Below are 17,576 nucleotides of genomic sequence, written 5' to 3'. Positions count from 1 at the left end.
TGGGCGTGTTGCTCAGAGCTAGGCAAAAACCGTTGTTTCATGAGGATGTAGCCATGTTGGACTCGAACAATAAAACCATGACCGCCGCCATTCTCCGCGAACTTGGCGGGCCACTGAAACTTGAACAGGTGCCGATCCCAAAACCGGGCATAGGGGAAATTCTCATCAAGGTAGTTGCCTGCGGTGTCTGCCACAGTGACGTGCATGCCTGCGACGGCGACTGGCCGAGCCCGCCGAATCTGCCACTGATTCCCGGTCACGAAGTCACCGGGCATATTGCCGAACTGGGGGAAGGCGTGACCGGCTATGCGCTAGGCGACACCGTTGGTGTGCCTTGGATGTACAGCGCCTGTGGCGCCTGCGAGTACTGCCGCGCCGGCATGGAGACCATCTGCAAGCAAGGCGAGGCCACCGGTTACAGCAAGCCCGGCGGCTACGCCGAGTACATGATCGCACCGGCTGCATTTGTCGCAAAAGTACCGGCCGGCGCTGATCTATATGGCTTGGCGCCAATTCTCTGCGCAGGGGTTACCACCTACCGCGGCCTGAAACGATCGGGGGCACGGCCGGGGCAATGGATGGCGGTCATCGGCATTGGTGGGTTGGGTCATGTGGCGGTGCAATATGCCAAGGCCATGGGCCTGAGGGTGGTTGCGGTCGACGTCAGTGATGAAAAGCTGGAGCTGGCCCATCGCTTGGGTGCCGAGCGGGTTTACAACGTGATGAATGACCCGGAAAGTGCCATTCACGCAGAGCTGGGTGGGGTGCACGGTGTGCTGGTGACGGCGACCTCCAACAAGGCATTCGAACTTGCAGTGAAACTGTTGCGTCCTGGTGGCACGGCAATCTATATCGGTCAGCCGGGTGGCGCCGCCGACGAGGTGCGCAGCTCCATCGACCGTATCGTCAACTGGGAACTGTCCATTCGTGGCTCCAACGTCGGTACCCGGCAAGACCTGCACGAGGCCGTGGAGTTTGCTGCCAATGGCCTGGTTGCAGTCCAGGCCAGCCTGACCACCCTGGATGAGATCAACGAGATTTTCGACCAGATTCGTAAAGGCACGGTAGTGGGTCGCAAGGTGCTGAAGATTTCTTGATCCCGAGGCGGTTGGCGCGCAAGCGTCAACCGTATTGCTCGCTTGGAGTGCAAACATGAATGCCGATACTCAGCTGTATATCAATGGCCAATGGGTGGGCCCGGTCGAGGGCGGGGCGTTCGATACCATCGACCCCAGTAGTGAGACGCTGATTGCCAGCGTTGCTGCGGCCACCGCCGCGGACGTTGATCTGGCGGTGCGGGCTGCCCGTCACGCCTTCGACGAGGGGCCGTGGCCGCAGATGAGCGGCGCGGCGCGGGCCGAAGTGCTGCGACGCATCGCCCAGGGCATCCGTGATCGACAGCAGGAACTGGCGGTACTGGAAGTGCGCGATAACGGCAAGCCGCTGCCCGAGGCGCTGTGGGACATAGGTGATACCGCAGGCTGTTTCGATTATTACGCTGACCTTGCCGAAGGTCTGGACAGCGAACGTGAACAGGCGGTCGCCCTGGCCGACGAGCGCTTCAGTTCGCTGGCGCGTAAAGAACCGGTCGGCGTCGCGGGGGCGATTATCCCGTGGAACTTCCCCATGCTCATGGCCGCCTGGAAAGTCGCTCCGGCCCTGGCTGCGGGGTGCTGCATGGTCCTCAAACCGTCCGAACTGACGCCTCTCACCGCGCTGGAGTTGGCACGTATTGCCCACGACGCAGGGCTACCTGCAGGGGTGTTGAACGTGCTTCCAGGCCTGGGCCAGGATGCCGGCGCCGCGCTGGCGCAGCACCCTGGGATCGACAAACTGGCTTTCACCGGCAGCGTGCCCACGGGCAGCCGGATCATGCAGGCGGCCGCGCACGACATCAAAAACATCAGCTTGGAGTTGGGCGGAAAGTCGCCCTTCATCATCTTCGATGACAGTGATCTGGAGGCCGCGGTCGAATGGATCATGTTCGGTATTTTCTGGAACCAGGGCCAGGTCTGCTCCGCGACGTCTCGCGTGCTTGTCCAGCGCAATCTGTATGCGCCATTGCTTGAGCGGCTAAAGCAGGAAGCGGAGAAAGTCAGCATCGGCAATGGCCTGGAGGAGGGTGTACTGCTCGGGCCGCTGGTGAGCAAAGGTCAGTACGACAAAGTGCTGGCGGCGATCGCTCGGGGTCAGGAGGAGGGCGCTCGACGGGTGTACGGGGGCGCGCGACCGGCCGGATTCGACAAGGGGTTCTACTTGCAGCCGACTATCTTTGCCGATGTCGCGCAAGACAGTTGGATCTGGCAGGAAGAGATCTTCGGTCCGGTGGTGTGTATCCGTGCATTCGATGATGAAAACGAAGCGCTGCGGTGTGCCAACAATTCGCGCTTTGGTCTGGCTGCCGCGGTGATGTCTGCAGACCTTGAACGTGCCGAGCGCGTGGCCCGCAAGCTGCGTGCCGGTATTGTCTGGATCAACTGCTCACAGCCAACTTTCACCGAAGCGCCGTGGGGTGGCTACAAACAGAGTGGTATCGGCCGCGAGCTGGGGGAATGGGGCTTGAACAACTACCTGGAAGTTAAACAGATCACTCGCTACGACAGTGAACAGAAGTGGGGCTGGTACCTCAAATAGGGCGCATGCCCGCTGCACCGGTGGCGCTTTTGAAGATAACATCAGGGCGCCACCTGCTGTCTCGTTGGCCGAACCTCATAGAGGCATCACACCATGCAAATGCACCTGACTGATTGGACGCGCAGTGTCGTCGAGGTAATGAGCCAACCTGCCGGTGGTCGGCAGTTACAGGCCCTTGCCGCCTGGTTGAGGCGTTTGAGCATTGCGGATCATTTCGTGCTGTTCATCTATGAGGGAAGTTATCGGCCGCTGTCGTTGTTCGACACGTTCACCGACGAGCAGCGGTGCATCTTCATTGATGAGTACCAGACGGGACCCTACCTACTGGATCCTTTCTACCTGGCCTCGCAACCGTCCCAGCCTGAAGGCGTGTACAGCATGCGTCAGCTGGCGCCGGATCAGTTCTACAACAGTGAATACTTTCGTACCTACTACCACCATCTTGGTTTATGTGAAGAAGTCGGCTTTTTCATCAACCTTGGCCCCGACACCCATGCTGTCCTGTCGTTGATGCGCCGGCGCGGGCGCACCCGGTTCTATGATGATGAGATCCGCCAACTGGAGAGTGCCGTTCCGGTTGTCAGTGCCGCGGTGCGGGCCGCATGGGAGGCAAGCAGGCAAGTTGCAGTCCGGCCCTTGGATGATCACGATCACCTGGTCCAGGAAGCCTTTGCCAACTTTGGCCGTGGCTTGCTCACCGAGCGCGAGTGCGAAGTGGTCAGGTTGCTGTTGCAGGGGCACTCCAGCCAGTCCATCGCGCAAAAGCTGCGGATCAGCCCGGCGACGGTCAAGGTTCATCGAAAGAACCTGTATGAGAAGTTGCGAATCGGCAGTCAGTCCGAGTTGTTGGCGCTGTTTGTCCAGGCGATCAAGGGTAAGCCTGCAATGGCAGTTGCAACAGATTGATGCGCCCTCAGGCCACCTTTGCGAAACGCACCTTCAACGCATTACAGCGCTGAGCTGCGAAGCTGAAACGCTAAACCAGGGTGTTCTGGTTCTGTTACCCGCATCCCCAGACACCTTGGCTACGCAAGGTCGTTTCTAGGCCTATTCACCGCCGATGGTTCTGGCATTCGTCAGGTATTTTTGAACTATCGCGTAATACGCAGCATCGACGACTTCAGCTTGCGCAGCATGAACATTATCGGCCGCAGCAGTTGCGTGCGGTCAAGCACCGACAGTTCATGCAGGTCTGTACGCGAGGGCCTTTGATAGCCGAGGTTCCAGGTGAAGTAGTAGGCCCGGACATCCTTACGCTGGTGGATCAAGGTATTGAGCGCCGCGTCGTAGTGCATGGGGCCGCCGTCTGGGTGGCCGGCTGGGCGCTCAAGAATCTGCAGGAGAAAGTCGCGCAGCTGTGGCAGGAACGCCCCGTTCACCGCATAGAAGTGCGACAAGTGGATCGGCCGGTCGACCACGCTCCAGGCTGGCAGGTCAGCGTTACCTTCAAACGGGTGGCCAAAGTAGGCGATGTCCCATGCCATGCCTTCCAGCGAGGCGATGGCCTGTTTTCCGTACTGACCAATGTGTTTGGAGAACTGTATGTCGTCTTCAAGGATGAGGATGTTGTTCAGCTTCAGGCGAATTGCATCTTCTATGATCCCCAGGTGGCTCATAAAGCAGCCTCTGGCACCAATGCTGGGGAAGCCATCTTCTTCGCTGGGCTTAACCGCCTCAAAAAAGCCGGCTTTCTTGTGATCGATGTGAAAGCCGTTGCGGCTGAACTCTTCCACTGTTTCTACGCGGCGGTCCTTTCTGGATGGAATATTGATGATTCTGGTCTGATCAAAGTAGTCAATCACGTTCATCCATCAGGTCCTCAGTGGAATTCAGTTCACCGCGTACTAGGGTGGCGGCAACAGGTCCAGGGTTTGCTCAAGTTCATTCAAGTCGATTTTGAAGCCATTGCCATCAGGTGTGCCCACTACGAAGGCAAAATGTTGCTTGTCGCGGTCGGTCAGGTATTTATAGAAGCAGACAAAACGATCAGGGGGCTGGAGCGTCAGCATAGTCGCGCCGGGCTCCATTATGTGAACGGCATGGACCAATTGGCTGCCCTCGACGCCAGCGATAACGCGTGCGCCGGCACAGGCTGCGATAATTGTCGCAACGTCGTTTTTCAACGGATCGATGATGCGAAAGCCCCGATTTACCCTCAGGTGTTCGGCTACCTCAAGCTCATTGCGCAACAAGCGCAGATCACCGGCTTCGCCACGGAGGATGAAAATTCCCGGATGAGGCTTGTAGTTCACGCGGGCGAGGAGTTTTTCCCCAAGCGCTCGGTGGCGCAGGTACTGGTTGCTGTTGTGGCTCGCATCGTCGAACAGCACCAGTTCGCGGATAAACGCGTTGTGCAGGCGAAGCGGGCGCATGCCTAGCAGGTCCTCATAAGGCGGGGCCTGGAGGAACAACGGAAAGCGGGCAGAGGGCGCGGTGGTGATTGGCGTACCCTCGTTGCAGGCCAATGCGTAGGTGAGGCAGTCCTCGGCCAGCCAGGTGCCAAACCAGCGGGCGCCGTAGGGCGAACAATAGGCCGCGGCGCGCTCGATCTCCTTTTCCACCACGATGGCTGGCAGCCGGCTGGAGTGATCGGACAGTCGGTGGCTGGCAGTGCCTTTGTACAGTGTGCCGTCGATCAACAGTACATCTTTGATCAGGTAGCCGCGGGTAGGCGATTGCTCCACGCTGCCCAGTCCTTCCATGGTCCGGCGCGGGTGCTCATAGGGAAAAAAACGCGCGGCCTCCCATCCGCTTACCCGTTCCAACTGGTTGGGCAAGAAAAACGCCGCGGGTGCAGGGGTAACCTCGGCAGGCGCTATTTCCCAGGTCTTGACCGCAAGCTGTTTCAGGCTTTGCGATGGCTTGCGCCACAGTCGCTCCCTGGCCAGTTGCCGATAGGCGGCAAGGCTCCAGATCTTGTGGTCCGACCCTGCCGTTTGTACATCCGAGATATCGCTTTCCATGAACAGCCTGCCCGCAATGGAGGTCTATCTTCTACGTTCAGTTAGACGGGATTTTTTCGACAATAGGCGGAGACTGGAAGTGGGCGTAACGGTCACGTAGGTTTTCCAGCAACACTTCGCCAGGATTTTTTGCGCAGTAGAGGTATATCTTGAATAAGCCGCCAAACACCATTTCGCGATAGCGATTGACAACTTCCTCGTCACTCGGCCCATTAGGCAGGCCCAGATGAAGTGTCAATTTATTATCTTCGACGGCAAACAACGGGAACTCCCAAAGGAACTTGGCGATGCCGGTCTTTGGTAAACGGACGAACATATAAGCCTGATTGCCCAATGTGTCTACATCACCACCGCGGCGGCGTTTCCATTTCAATAGACCGTCATCCGGGCGGGCCAGACACTGGCCGATATCGTAATAGTCAAAGCCCTGTTCGATGGCCCATTCCAGTGCCATGAACGTGGTAATTGAATTGACCTCGCGCAGTTGCTTCGGGTCGTTGAAAACCGACTCGGGGTAACCAAAGCGCAGGGTGCTCCAGTAGCGCTTGCCGTCCCTGGTTATCACGCAACCAAAGTGGCAAGCGACCACCTCATCACCTTTGAGGATCAGGTCAAGGCGGCCGACCGTCTTGGCGATGCGGGCCAGGTCGTTTGAGTCGAACTGCTTGGCGAGCACGCCGTGGCGCGCCTGGGCGTAGGGCTGAAGCATTTCGCGATCGGCTTTGGCGATCTCTTCGTCGGTAGACACTTGCTGCATGCGGTACAGCGGGCGGCACTTGCGGATGTTGCGCCGCAGTTCGCCGTCGTATCTGGCAATGATCTCTTCCAAAGGACGGCCCAAGGGAATCACGGCGCTCAAGTAGTGGGGCACATACAGCGCACCCGCGCTGGGCATTTCGCTGACGACGACAACATGGGGTGTGGCGCTGGGTTGCTCAGTACCGGCGTCTGCATTGGCTTCCAACTGTGGCTTGCCGCCGATGAGCAGTTTGGCCATGTCCCGGCGGGTTTTCCTGCCCACATAAAGAATCTCATAGTCACTGCTGGTCGGCAGGCGAAATCGGGCGACCTCCCAACTCCACAGGCATGCCCGCCCGAGAATATCTCGTGCCCAGGCCATGTTGGTTCTTATTTTGAAACGCACCGATGGAGTGATGAGCTTGCGCAACACGACTGCCAGCTGTTCTCTCATTTTTCTTTGATATCCTTTGAAGTTTCTAATAGTGACTTCTAAAAAAATCAAAAATGATGTTAATTGAATTCTTATAACTTTTTAGTTGTGGCGGTAATACTTGTAACTAAATGTTATTGAATATTTATGGTCAGTAAAGATGCGCTCTCGACGATTGTCAAGCACAGTCGAGAAGCAGTATTAGGCCTGTTAAATGACGTCAAATATTCGCTGCCCTGAAGCAGTGGTGACTATCGCGCGAGCGCGTGGAGGGAGGGCAGCTTAAGGTTGCTGCGGGGCAAAAACAGGTCGGCTTGGCTGATTCTCGCTTTGTTTGTTGGTGCTCGATGCCCGATCATGCAAGACGCTATCGACCCTGGCAAAAATTGCGTCCATCAGTTCGTAGCGGCGGCGGTACATGGCGCGCTTCTTGGCCGCGATGTCCTCAAGGGGCGTTCTTGACGGGTCAGTGGGCATGCTGAAAAAGTCTTCACGCTCGCACGATATTGCCCCGTGCTCTTGCCATATAACGTCGTAGTTGGCGAGTAGCTCCTGGGACTTTTCAACACCGAAGTACGGGTGGCGATGGTGGCGATAGCGGTCGGCGATGGCATAGATTTGAGTAACCCCAAGGCCACGCGCAATATGCTTGAGCACCTCGATCAACAGACTTCTGGGGCGCAGCCCTTCGAAGTCTTTGGTCAAATCCCGGTAAATGGCCAACGAGCGTTCGCTGTCCACACCCTTATGAATACCCTGCACAGCGCCGATGAACATACACGTGCCGTTGTCGGTGCGGGACAGGGTAAACGCCAACGAGGCCACTCGCAGTTCGTCCTGGAACAAGTTCAGCACCAGTTCTCCTTCACGCATGAACCAGAACGCCCGGTCAAGCACTAGGGAACAGCCGCGGGAGTATTGCGTCAGGTCAGCCAACTGCAGCGAGTCCTCGCGTCCCAACAGCATCAGGGGCTGGCAACGCTGGCTGACCACCTCATAGTGCGAGGCGAGCACGTCGAAGCGCGTGGACGGGCGCCACGATTTACTGATGTAAGGCCAGTGGATGATACCGATGCAGTCTACCCCCATGCGTTGGAGTCCATCGCGGCCAACGGTGCCGATCAAGCGCTGCAGATACCCGTGAAGGCCGGGCCAACCGCGGGCAATCAGCAGGGCCAGGCGCAACTTGTTGCGCATCGCCCGCAAGGAATAACCGGGATGCAGCACCCAGATGCTTTTCGCTACTGATCTGTAGATCATGCTGTCTCCACCTGTACTCGATTGCGGTGCACGTTGTTCGCCATCGTCAGGCTCAGGTAAACAGCCAAGTGGCGAGCTCTCCACACAGGGCACCGAGCACCATGGCTGGGAGCACGATGAGCTCGCGCTTGGTATCCCAAAGGCCAAGCTGGCGGTTCACATAGTAAATAAGGAACAGCGTTGTATAGGTATGTAGCGCTACACCCCAGATCGCATAGTGCACCCCGCCGATGGAAAGAAGCACAGGCAGCAGGACAAACAGCGATACCACCCGGATAACGTTGTCTATAGCCATGTACTTGGTCAGTCCCAGGGCCATCCACACCTGCTGCGCCAGGGCGAAGCGCAGGGTAAAGAACGATAGCGAAAGAATGGCCATCATCTGCCCGGCGCCCGCATAGCGATCGTCGTACAGCCAACCAATGAGCAACGGGCTGGCCGTCAGCAAGGCGCCGCAAGTGAACAGGGTGACCAGATCGAAGAGCAGCTTGGAGCGATAGTAAATACTGCGCACCCGCTCTTTGTCGCCGGTCCTGGCCGCCTCACTGAAGGCCGGTAGCGCAACCGCTCCGGCAAGGCGCTGCAGGACCAGTTGAATGGCCCCCAGAAGCGTTACGGCGATGGAGTAAATGCCCAACTCGTTGACCGTCATGCTGCCACCGAACCAGATCCGGTCGCCTTGCATGGCCAGCACGCCAACCGCCGATGACAACAAAATCCAGCGGCCGTAGTCGAGCATTTCGCGCAGGGCAGTACGGTCCCACTGCAGACGGTTGCGTGGTCCCTGGAAAATTATGTGACTGAGCACAGTGAACACCAGCGTGCCTACCAGGCCTGCTGCCACCAGCGACCAGATGGAGCGGGTTAGATAGCCTGCCACTAACATCACGGCCAGGCTGACGATTTGCGAGATCAGCTCGGCGAGTACCACTTTTTTCTGCTGGAACGTGCGGATGGCGACGTCGACCTTGGTCGACTGAAAGCCGTAGAAAACCGCGGAAAGTCCACTCAAGGCCAGCACCAGCGGCAGCTCCGGTGATGCGTAGGTAGAGTGTGCCGGCCATAGTTCGACTTGCTGTGCGTAATGCGCCGCAAAGGCCAGCAAAAGCATCACCAGGAACAGCACGAAACCGCGGATGATCTGCACCGTCCACACAGTGTTGAGAAACACCGGATCATCGCCGCGTTGACTCTGGATGATGTTCTGCCGCAGGCCCGCGTCAGAGAGCAGTTGCAGAATGACAGTCACGGTAGTTGCGATAGCCATGATGCCGAACATTTCCGGCACCAGCAGTCGGGTGATAACCAGGTTGCCGCCCAAGCGTATGACCTGGGACGCGAATATCGCACCGATATTTAATACGCTTGCCCATAGGGCCCGCTTGCGTAGGCTCAACGGTGTCGACAAATCAATCGAAGGCATAACGACGTCCCTGACCCGGTGGCTCGCCGATTACTATAGTCTCAATTTGCCATGCTGCTAGACGCTGTAGCCGTTTCCCTGAAACAATTTCAAGTCAGGTTACGGGGGACCTGCGCAAGCAGTTTGCATAGCCTAGACTGATCATCTGCCATCCTTCTAAGATGGCAGCCAAAGGCACCGCTTGGCGCATTCGATGCTGCCAATCTGCGGCATCATTGTGCTTCTCATACAGGGTCCAGGTTCGGCTGAGCCGATCTCACTCGATATTTTCGATGCGTCGAGAACCAGAGGTTAGCTATGCGGCTTTCACATTTTATTCTGAACAATCTCGAGCCGATCCTGCAGGAGTGGGAAAATTTTGCCAGGACCGTCGATGCACCTGCGCAAGCCCTCGATTCTCAGGGTTTGAGAAATCATGCGGAGTATGTGCTCAAGGCTGTAGCCAGAGACATGGACACGCCGCAGACCGTGCAGGAGGGTATCGACAAGTCTCAAGGTCTTGGGCCTGTGAGCGAAGCCGAAACCGCGGCTCAGACTCACGCGGTATTGCGCCTGATTGATGGCTATTCGCTGGACCAGATGGTCTCTGAGTATCGTGCCTTGAGATCCAGCGTACTCAGGCTATGGCTGGCGAAAGAGTTTGCAGGGGACGAGCATCATGTGCGCGATATCATTCGTTTCAATGAATCGATCGATCAGGCACTCGGCGAGTCGATTGCAGCGTTTGGACATGCAGCCGATACAACGCGCAAGATGTTCCTTGGCGTCCTCGGGCACGACCTGCGAACGCCACTGGCTGCGGTCATGATGGGCGCCGATTTGTTGCGCCAGGATCAGGATTTGAGCGGGCGTCCGCAAAAGCTCGCTGTACAGATTGCTGCCAGCGTTCGCCGTGCCAATCAGATCGTGAACGACTTGCTCGACCTGGCGCGTTGCAACCTGGGCTCGGGAATACCGATCAAGCCTCAAACCACTGATCTGGAAGCTGTCTGCAAGTCGGTGGTGGAGGAAGTCTCAGCCTGTCATCCGCAGGCCAAGATTGTTTTCGGTGATTCAAGCCCGGTCCCTGGAGCGTTCGATCCGCTGCGCATGGGACAAGTCATCACCAACCTGGTCAACAACGCTGTACAGCATGGTGAGAGTGGACGAGAAATTCAGATCACATTGGGGAAAAATGCCGAGCATGCCTGTGTTACCGTGCTGAATTTCGGTGAGCCTATCCCGCCCAGTGCACTCCCGTTTCTTTTCAACCCGCAGGGGCGTTTTTCACGGTTTGCCGCCAGTGAAGAGGGCGCGTCGGCAGGCCTGGGTCTGGGCCTGTTCATTGCCGCCGAAATTGTCAAAAGCCACGGTGGGAATATAGAAGTCGAGTCAACGCTTGAGCAGGGCACACGCTTTCGCGTTACCTTGCCTTTGGGGCTGGTTCCGTAGTGGCTGGGTAAATCTATGAACCTCTGCCGCCGTCGTTACCTCTACAGAAGTATGATCAGTGGAGGAACTCGTGATGGACAGCAACAGTTGCAGCAATTTGGCTTCTTGGTATCGACTGCTCGAAGTACCCGGGATCGAGATGAATTGCGTTGAACAGTACGAAGAACTGATGAAGATGGCGGACAAGCTCCAACGCCAGGGTGTGATAACCACTGAAGAAAGAAACGCTTTGATTCTCCAGGCGACAGCGCATTACGCCAGTGTTGTCGAGAGGCCGGGCGAGCAGTGTTCTCCATCGCTGTAAACCGTTAGTTGGTGAAGATCAAAAGGAGTTGAGATGGGTTTTTCAGCGGAAGAAACGCAACTGTTGTTGAGTGTCAAGGGCGTAGGCCCGACCGTGGTCAAACGCCTTGAACAACTGGGGTTCAAGACGTTATCCGAACTGGCCCAGGCAGATGCCTTGGCTATCGTTACCCAGGCCTCGGCGCTTGTTGGTTCTACCTGTTGGAAGAACAGCCCGCAGGCACGTGCCGCTATCCAGGCTGCGCTCGCCAAGGCCCGGGAATACCAGAGCTAGACAGGCGAACTCAGGGCACTCAGTGAACATGGCCGGTTTGTTCATCCGCCGGCCGGACGTCTACTTGTACCTCCACCTTGCCTGCCTTTTCGAACTCCAGCGTCAGCGGGAACTGTTCGCCGGCTTTTAGTGGTTGCTCCATCCCGGACAACATCACATGGTTGGCGCCAGGCTTGAAGATTGTCTGTGAGTGGGCGGGAATCTCCATGGTGGTCATGTGCTGCATGTTCATCATGCCATCGCTGGTCGCTTGAGCGTGCAGGCTGGTCTTTTGTGCGCGGGGACTGCTGACGCTGATCAGGCGGTCGGATTCACTACCCAGATTGTCGATGCTGAAATATGCCGAACCGCCTGGCAGGTCCACCGGCAACTCCTGCGACCAAGGGCTTTTGATCAGCAGTTCACCGACCTGATAATCATGCGCGACACTTAAGGTGCTGCTTGCAAGCAGGGCGGCAAAAACCAAGAGACGAGCGACCATGGCAGAACTCCTTGCTTAGTTGGCTGTTTGCGAAGTTTTGACGAGCGTCCGCGCTTGCATACGCTTGCTCTCTTCATCCAGGTACGTCAGCACCGCGGTGATTTCGACATCGCCCAGACGCAGGTTTGGCATCGCCAGGCGGTTGTACTGCTCGAACAGTTGCATCGCCAGCGGGTCCTTTTCTGCCAGCATCAGATTTGGCTCTTTCAGCCAGCGAGTGAGCCAGGCCGGGTCACGTTGCTGGGTTACGCCGAGAAGATCCGGGCCGATGCTGCGCATACCCGCGTGCTCGGTATCGCCGAGGGTGTGGCACGAAGAGCAGCGCGTGCGGTAGATCTGTTCACCGATGCTGGGTGGGCGCACGTTGGGGGCGTCAGCAGCTTCGTTGGTATCGGTACTGGCCAGCTTCCAGTTGTGCAGGCTTTTTCCCAGGCGGTCGGCGAGTACGTAGGGGTTCTCCATCGGCGAGGCCTTCATCCAGCGCCCGGTACTTTGATTGCCGATAATCAGGCTGAGGTTGTGGTCTTTGGTTTGGCCGTCATCGACCCCCTTGATGAACAGACCGAGCTTTTGTCGCAACAAGGTGATTTCCTCCTTGTTGCCGGTGAGAAACTGCCAGCCGGGACCGATCTTGAATTTCTCCGTGTACTGTTTGAGTACTTCTGGGGTATCGGTTTCGGGATCGATGCTGATCGAGTAGAAAAACACATCGCGACCGACCCGGTCGCCGAGCAGTTTTTGCACCTGGCGCAAGCGTGCGGTTTCCAACGGGCATGAGTCGGTGCAGGTGGTGAAGATGAAGTTGATCGCCACAACCTTGTCCTTGATCAGGTCATCAAAAAAGCGCACTGGCTGGCCATCCTGAGTAATCAGGGCGGTGTTGGGAAAATAGGCCTGCCCCCACTGCTGAGCGGAGGTGTTCTCGCTGACGCCTGCTTGCGCCACGCTGCAAGCTGACAGCAGCAGATGGCCGAGGGCTAACCAGGTTCTCCAGCCCATGACAGTTGCCTCCCGATAGGTCTGTGGCTATTGCCGTGAATGCCAGCCCCCCGATCAGATTGCACTGAGCGGGAGGCCGGAGGGGTCAGCGTATGCTCAACGGTGCGGTAACCGCTTTGCCATTGGCAGGTTTGATCGTCACCGTGGCCGGCTGTGAAGGCACTGTGCCGACGGTGTTCGCCGACAGCCGCCACATACCACCGGACAGCACCGTGGCAGTTCCCAGGTTCAACGTGCCGCTGGTGGTCGAGGTTGTAACCGCCAAGGTATCGCCGACTTTCAGCGCACTGGTTCCCGCCAGCTCCCAGGCGTAGCGGTTGTTGCTGCGCACGGTGACAGTGGCGTTGCTGACCCTTACGTTCTGATCGACTTCGACAACCGCGGGGGCCACCGAAACCCGTACGTTGGCCGCCAACTGCGAGACCGCGCCGCGAGCATCCTTGACCTTGTATTCAAAGAGCGCGGTATAGGCTTCACTCACCGTCTCAGGCGGTACAAAGGTCACCCGTGTGCCGTCGGTACTGACAGTGCCCTGGCCGGAGTCGGGCTGTCCCAGGCTGACCACTGTGAGCGGCATGTCGCCGTCAGGGTCGCTGTCGTTGCTCAGTACATTGAGCGTGACCGCGACACCGGCTTTGGTCGTGCCGCTGTCATCCCGGGCGATTGGTAGTTGATTGTCTTCGTCATCGTCGTCATCGTCGTCACCCGGTCCTTGTTCTTCCTCGTCACGGAACGAGGGCAGGGCTGCAGAGCTAATGTAGGTCACACCGTCCCAGGTGGGCATGGGCGAGGGCATCAGTTCGAGCTGACCAGGGTTCTCGAGGTCGAAGCGCAGCAACATGGAGTTGTCTTCGTGCTGGGTGTTGTGGCAATGCTCCATGAATGTGCCGGCGAACTCGCGGAAGCGAATCGCCATTTCCAACTCGCCGGAGCTGTCAACCTCCGGGCCTACCCGATACACGTCCTTGCGGGCCCATTTTTCCCATTCCGGCGGTGCCTTGCCGTCGCGGTTGAGAATGACCCCTTCTTCGAAGTGCACATGCACCGGGTGGCTCCAGCCGTTGCCGCCATTCTTGATTTTCCAGACTTCCAGGGTGCCATCTCCTGCATAGCCTGCGTCTGTCGGCCCGTTGGCCAATTGAGGCGCGGCGGTAATTCGCCGCGGGTCCATGGAGTAGCCAAAGCCACCATCGGTCTTGATCGTCCAGGGGGCGGTGTCGGTACCGTCGGAGCGTCCAAATTCAAAGCTGCGATGGCGTGCCTGCTTGAGCCTGGCTTGCATGTTCTGATCGTCGCGATCGATGGTCAGCGGGATCATTTTCTTGCCCGCGGCCTTGCCAGGCTTGGCCGGCTCGTAGGCTACCGGGTCCAGGCTCTGGTCCACACCGCTGTAGGGTTTGACGTTGAACTGCAGGAATTTGCCGACGACAGGGTCGCCGTCACGCCACCTGGGGCCCTTGCTGGTTTGATCGATGACGGCCTTGTACTTTTCCGAGAGCACGTCAGCCAGGGACACGGCATCTTTGCTTGGGCCTTTGCCGGTGTCATGTTCCATGAGGTTGACGAAGAAAATCTTGTCGCCAGGTTGAATACCATGTTTGGCGAAGTTGATGATGATGTCGTAGCGCTCGGCAATCGCCATGGTTGGCATGATGCCGTTGTCGTCCTTGAGGTCGCCATTGCCGTTCAGGTCCAGGCTACCGTCGAACGGGATGGCGTGTTCCATGATGTTGCCGTCATTGGCGATCATGTGGAACGGTACCCGACTATAGGAAACCCCGGAGCCTTGCGGGCCACGAAACTCGCCGCCATTGCCACGCACTTCACGCACCACGGCGATCTTCATGTAGCGCGAAACCGAGCCATTGAGGATGCGCAGGCGATAGCTGCGGGCACGTACGTCGAAGTAGGGCTTGTACAGCCAGTTGACCATCATCTGGTCGCCGATGAAGCCGTCGATGTTGAACGGGTTGAACCACAGTTGGCCGCTCTGATCCCAGGCCTTGTCGGCGAAGGTCAGGTTGACGTCGTAGTCGCGGTTACCCCAGGCCAGCGCCGAGCCGCTGGGCAGACGCAAGTTGACCCCATCCTCCAGGGCTTCGTTGCCGCGATCGAGGGCGCTGTAGTAATTCATCATCGCTGCATTGCCCTTGTAGACGTTGTGGGCGGTGAAATCGAGCATGTGATCGTGGAACCAGTGGGTACTCATGGTCTCGCGCCAGTCCCCGCGTACCTTGATGCTGCCGTTCTCACAGGTCTTGATGCCAGGGTTGCGGTCGTTGACCCACAGCGTTTCGCCCTGGGCGCAAGGGAAGGCGGCCCTTGGGTCCTGGGCGCTGGTGTTGATGGTGTCGTAGCCTGCCAGTTGTACCGGCCAACGGTAGTCGTAGTACTGGCCTGGGAAAAAGAACGCATTGGTGTAACCGTCGCTTTCGGCGGGGTTATGGCCGTTGTGTTCATGGGTGCTGAGGGTATGCAGGCCAAAGCCGCCATTGGCTGCCGGGTCGATCGGCAAGGCATTGTAATGACGCATCAGAATCGGTTGCCCATAACGGGCCATCAGCAATTTGGGGGGCAAGGTGCCGTCGAAGGTCCACAGTGCGTTGTGGTTCTGAATGGGCATGTTCGGGTGAAAACGAATGCTGATGCCTTTGGCCGTACCCTCGGTGGCCGGTACGCCGGCGGTATTGTGATAAAGACCGCCGGGACCGAATTCGCCCTTGGCGTAGCCGTGCATCTGGCGGTTGTCACGCAGACCCTGGTTTACCCGTGCCCCGGCTTGCGCGGTCTTGATCGCGGCCTGGGGGTAGAACTCGTTCCAACGCTGATGCGACCAACCTTTTCCTGGTGGACGTCCCTCGGCCGGCGAGCCAACCGGATGGCGGTTGAGGAATGCTTCGATTTGCGCTTTCCAGGGATTGCGGTCCAGCACATTGGAATACTGGGTCGGAAACGGCGAGAGTCCCGGTTGACGTAAAAACGCTTCGAGTGCAGCGCCTGCGGGGCCACTGCGGGCGACACTGTTGGGGTCTTGCTCCGGCGCTGGTCCGGTCGTGGGAATGGGGAAGGGGATGTTCCCGGCTTCGGCAGTGGGGTCCAGCTTTTCCGGGCCGAACTCTTCGTACAAGAGCATCTGCTGGGTAAAGGGTTGCGCGCCAAACAAAGGGCTGGCCAAACCGTTGGTTGGGTAATTGAACGATGTCTGCTTCAACGGTGGCATCACGTTTTCACTGCGTGGCGTCGTTCTGTCGCCGTAGACGCCATTGGGCAGGGCGAGCGAGCCATGGTTACCTTCGGGAAGTAACTTCAGTGCTTCCAGTGCCTGCAGCGCAGCCTGAGGGTCGGTGGGGTGATAGGTGTAGGCCGAAGGGTCGGTAGGCGATGGCGGGCTGGTATCGTCCATCGGCGCGGCATTGGTATTGGTGATGGCGATCAGCAGTGTGGACGCAATGCCTGAGTATCGGAACAGGTGAAGAGTTGCCCGGCGCTGCGTAGTGGAGTTGTACATAGCGTTTGCCTCGTGCCTATCCGTTCGGTTTCTTCGGCTTTGCCCAAATAAATATCAAATTGCCACTTTGTGATGGCATGGGGCAAAAACCGCACCAAGTCCGGTATTCGAGGACGCTTGAATAAAAAACTCCCAGTTGTTCAAAGACTTGAAGGGAAAGTAGGACGGGGTAAAGCGAGGCGCCGCTGGGGAAAGTGGGGGGAGTTCCCCATATTTGGTTATGGGTGAAATGCTCCCCCGCTTGGCGAACCAATCAGTCCAGGTCTGCTGCTTGATGCCGCTCCGGTACTTGGCTCGCTTCATCGCCCCAGGTCCGATTGACCCGCCGACCACGTTGAACCGCAGGACGTTTGGCGATTTCCTCGGCCCAGCGTTGCACGTGGGTGTATTCCTGGACATCGAGGAATTCTGCCGCCGAATACAGGTTGCCCAGTGCTAGTTGGCCGTACCACGACCAGACCGCGATGTCAGCGATGGTGTAGTGGTCACCCGCCAAGTATGGGCTTTCAGCCAGGCGACGGTTGAGTACGTCGAGTTGGCGTTTGGCTTCCATGGTGAAGCGATTGATCGGGTACTCGAATTTCTCCGGCGCATAGGCATAGAAATGCCCGAAGCCACCGCCCAGATAGGGCGCGGCACCCATTTGCCAGAACAGCCAATTCAGGGTTTCTGTGCGTGCGCCTGGTTCGGTGGGCAGGAAGTGGCCAAACTTTTCCGCCAGGTACAGCAGGATCGAGCCGGACTCGAATACCCGAATGGCAGGCTCCACGCTACGGTCCAGCAGCGCCGGAATTTTCGAGTTGGGATTGATCTCGACAAATCCGCTGGAGAACTGATCGCCGTCGTTGATGCGAATGAGCCAGGCGTCGTATTCGGCACGGGTTTCTCCGAGCGCCAGCAGTTCTTCGAGCAGGATCGTGACCTTTATGCCATTGGGTGTCGCCAACGAGTAGAGCTGTAATGGGTGCTTGCCAACCGGGAGGGCCTTGTCGTGGGTTGGCCCAGCGGTTGGCCTGTTGATATTGGCGAACTCGCCTCCCGACGGTGCGTCATGCTTCCAGACCTTGGGCGGGGTGTAGGTGGCTTTGCTCATAGGGTCAATTTCCTGGTTAGCTCAAGAAGTTGTGGG

At 57.9% G+C, this 17,576-nt stretch carries 15 protein-coding genes; 6 read left to right on the top strand and 9 right to left on the bottom strand.

Annotation, left to right across the window (positions count from 1 at the left end; all coding sequences use genetic code 11):
• Nucleotides 1–53: 53 nt before the first annotated feature.
• From D3Z90_RS16670 to D3Z90_RS16660, 3 genes are all read left to right on the top strand, one after another.
• Nucleotides 54–1,097 (top strand): zinc-dependent alcohol dehydrogenase, encoded by a 1,044-nt coding sequence (locus D3Z90_RS16670; RefSeq protein ID WP_218571404.1) that lies wholly within the window; start codon nucleotides 54–56, stop codon nucleotides 1,095–1,097.
• A 55-nt stretch (nucleotides 1,098–1,152) separates the two neighbouring features.
• The gene (locus D3Z90_RS16665) at nucleotides 1,153–2,634 is read left to right on the top strand and encodes an aldehyde dehydrogenase family protein (protein ID WP_136477112.1); all 1,482 of its coding nucleotides are present in this window, start codon (nucleotides 1,153–1,155) and stop codon (nucleotides 2,632–2,634) included.
• A 93-nt stretch (nucleotides 2,635–2,727) separates the two neighbouring features.
• Nucleotides 2,728–3,540: a LuxR C-terminal-related transcriptional regulator gene (locus D3Z90_RS16660; RefSeq protein ID WP_136477111.1), complete on the top strand. Its 813-nt coding sequence runs from the start codon at nucleotides 2,728–2,730 to the stop codon at nucleotides 3,538–3,540.
• A gap of 185 nt (nucleotides 3,541–3,725) precedes the next feature.
• Here the strand turns inward: D3Z90_RS16660 and D3Z90_RS16655 are convergent, their stop codons facing one another.
• The 5 genes from D3Z90_RS16655 to D3Z90_RS16635 form a co-directional block, all read right to left on the bottom strand.
• On the bottom strand, nucleotides 3,726–4,442 hold the full coding sequence (locus D3Z90_RS16655) for a glycosyltransferase family 25 protein (RefSeq protein WP_136477110.1): 717 nt from the start codon (nucleotides 4,440–4,442) through the stop codon (nucleotides 3,726–3,728).
• A gap of 36 nt (nucleotides 4,443–4,478) precedes the next feature.
• Nucleotides 4,479–5,597, bottom strand: coding sequence for a glycosyltransferase family 61 protein (locus tag D3Z90_RS16650; RefSeq protein ID WP_136477109.1), 1,119 nt, complete (start codon nucleotides 5,595–5,597; stop codon nucleotides 4,479–4,481).
• A 37-nt stretch (nucleotides 5,598–5,634) separates the two neighbouring features.
• Complete coding sequence (locus D3Z90_RS16645; protein WP_136478982.1) at nucleotides 5,635–6,789, bottom strand: hypothetical protein; 1,155 nt, start codon at nucleotides 6,787–6,789, stop codon at nucleotides 5,635–5,637.
• A 261-nt stretch (nucleotides 6,790–7,050) separates the two neighbouring features.
• Nucleotides 7,051–8,028: a DUF535 family protein gene (locus D3Z90_RS16640; protein WP_136477108.1), complete on the bottom strand. Its 978-nt coding sequence runs from the start codon at nucleotides 8,026–8,028 to the stop codon at nucleotides 7,051–7,053.
• Nucleotides 8,029–8,080: 52 nt separating this feature from the next.
• Complete coding sequence (locus tag D3Z90_RS16635; protein ID WP_136477107.1) at nucleotides 8,081–9,451, bottom strand: oligosaccharide flippase family protein; 1,371 nt, start codon at nucleotides 9,449–9,451, stop codon at nucleotides 8,081–8,083.
• Nucleotides 9,452–9,748: 297 nt separating this feature from the next.
• Between D3Z90_RS16635 and D3Z90_RS16630 the strand changes: the two genes are divergently transcribed.
• From D3Z90_RS16630 to D3Z90_RS16620, 3 genes are all read left to right on the top strand, one after another.
• Entirely contained in the window at nucleotides 9,749–10,882 is a 1,134-nt protein-coding gene (locus D3Z90_RS16630) for a sensor histidine kinase KdpD (protein ID WP_136477106.1), read from the top strand.
• A 73-nt stretch (nucleotides 10,883–10,955) separates the two neighbouring features.
• Entirely contained in the window at nucleotides 10,956–11,186 is a 231-nt protein-coding gene (locus D3Z90_RS16625) for a hypothetical protein (protein ID WP_136477105.1), read from the top strand.
• Between the two features lie 33 nt (nucleotides 11,187–11,219).
• A complete protein-coding gene (locus tag D3Z90_RS16620) occupies nucleotides 11,220–11,459 on the top strand; it encodes a helix-hairpin-helix domain-containing protein (RefSeq protein ID WP_136477104.1) in 240 nt (79 codons plus the stop codon).
• A gap of 19 nt (nucleotides 11,460–11,478) precedes the next feature.
• Here the strand turns inward: D3Z90_RS16620 and D3Z90_RS16615 are convergent, their stop codons facing one another.
• The 4 genes from D3Z90_RS16615 to yghU all read right to left on the bottom strand — a co-directional run bounded on the left by D3Z90_RS16615 (nucleotide 11,479) and on the right by yghU (nucleotide 17,540).
• Entirely contained in the window at nucleotides 11,479–11,940 is a 462-nt protein-coding gene (locus tag D3Z90_RS16615) for a copper chaperone PCu(A)C (RefSeq protein WP_136477103.1), read from the bottom strand.
• Nucleotides 11,941–11,955: 15 nt separating this feature from the next.
• Nucleotides 11,956–12,939 carry an SCO family protein gene (locus D3Z90_RS16610; RefSeq protein ID WP_136477102.1) on the bottom strand — a complete coding sequence of 328 codons (984 nt, stop codon included), beginning with the start codon at nucleotides 12,937–12,939 and terminating at the stop codon, nucleotides 11,956–11,958.
• Nucleotides 12,940–13,024: 85 nt separating this feature from the next.
• Complete coding sequence (locus D3Z90_RS16605; RefSeq protein WP_136477101.1) at nucleotides 13,025–16,447, bottom strand: Ig-like domain-containing protein; 3,423 nt, start codon at nucleotides 16,445–16,447, stop codon at nucleotides 13,025–13,027.
• Between the two features lie 253 nt (nucleotides 16,448–16,700).
• A complete protein-coding gene (gene yghU / locus D3Z90_RS16600; protein ID WP_136477100.1) occupies nucleotides 16,701–17,540 on the bottom strand; it encodes a glutathione-dependent disulfide-bond oxidoreductase in 840 nt (279 codons plus the stop codon).
• Between the last annotated feature and the right edge of the window lie 36 nt (nucleotides 17,541–17,576).

The sequence above is a fragment of the Pseudomonas sp. DG56-2 genome (assembly GCF_004803755.1).
GTDB lineage: Bacteria > Pseudomonadota > Gammaproteobacteria > Pseudomonadales > Pseudomonadaceae > Aquipseudomonas > Aquipseudomonas auratipiscis.
The sequence above is the reverse complement of the archived record's forward strand: the minus strand, read 5'-3'. Positions and strand labels throughout refer to the sequence as shown.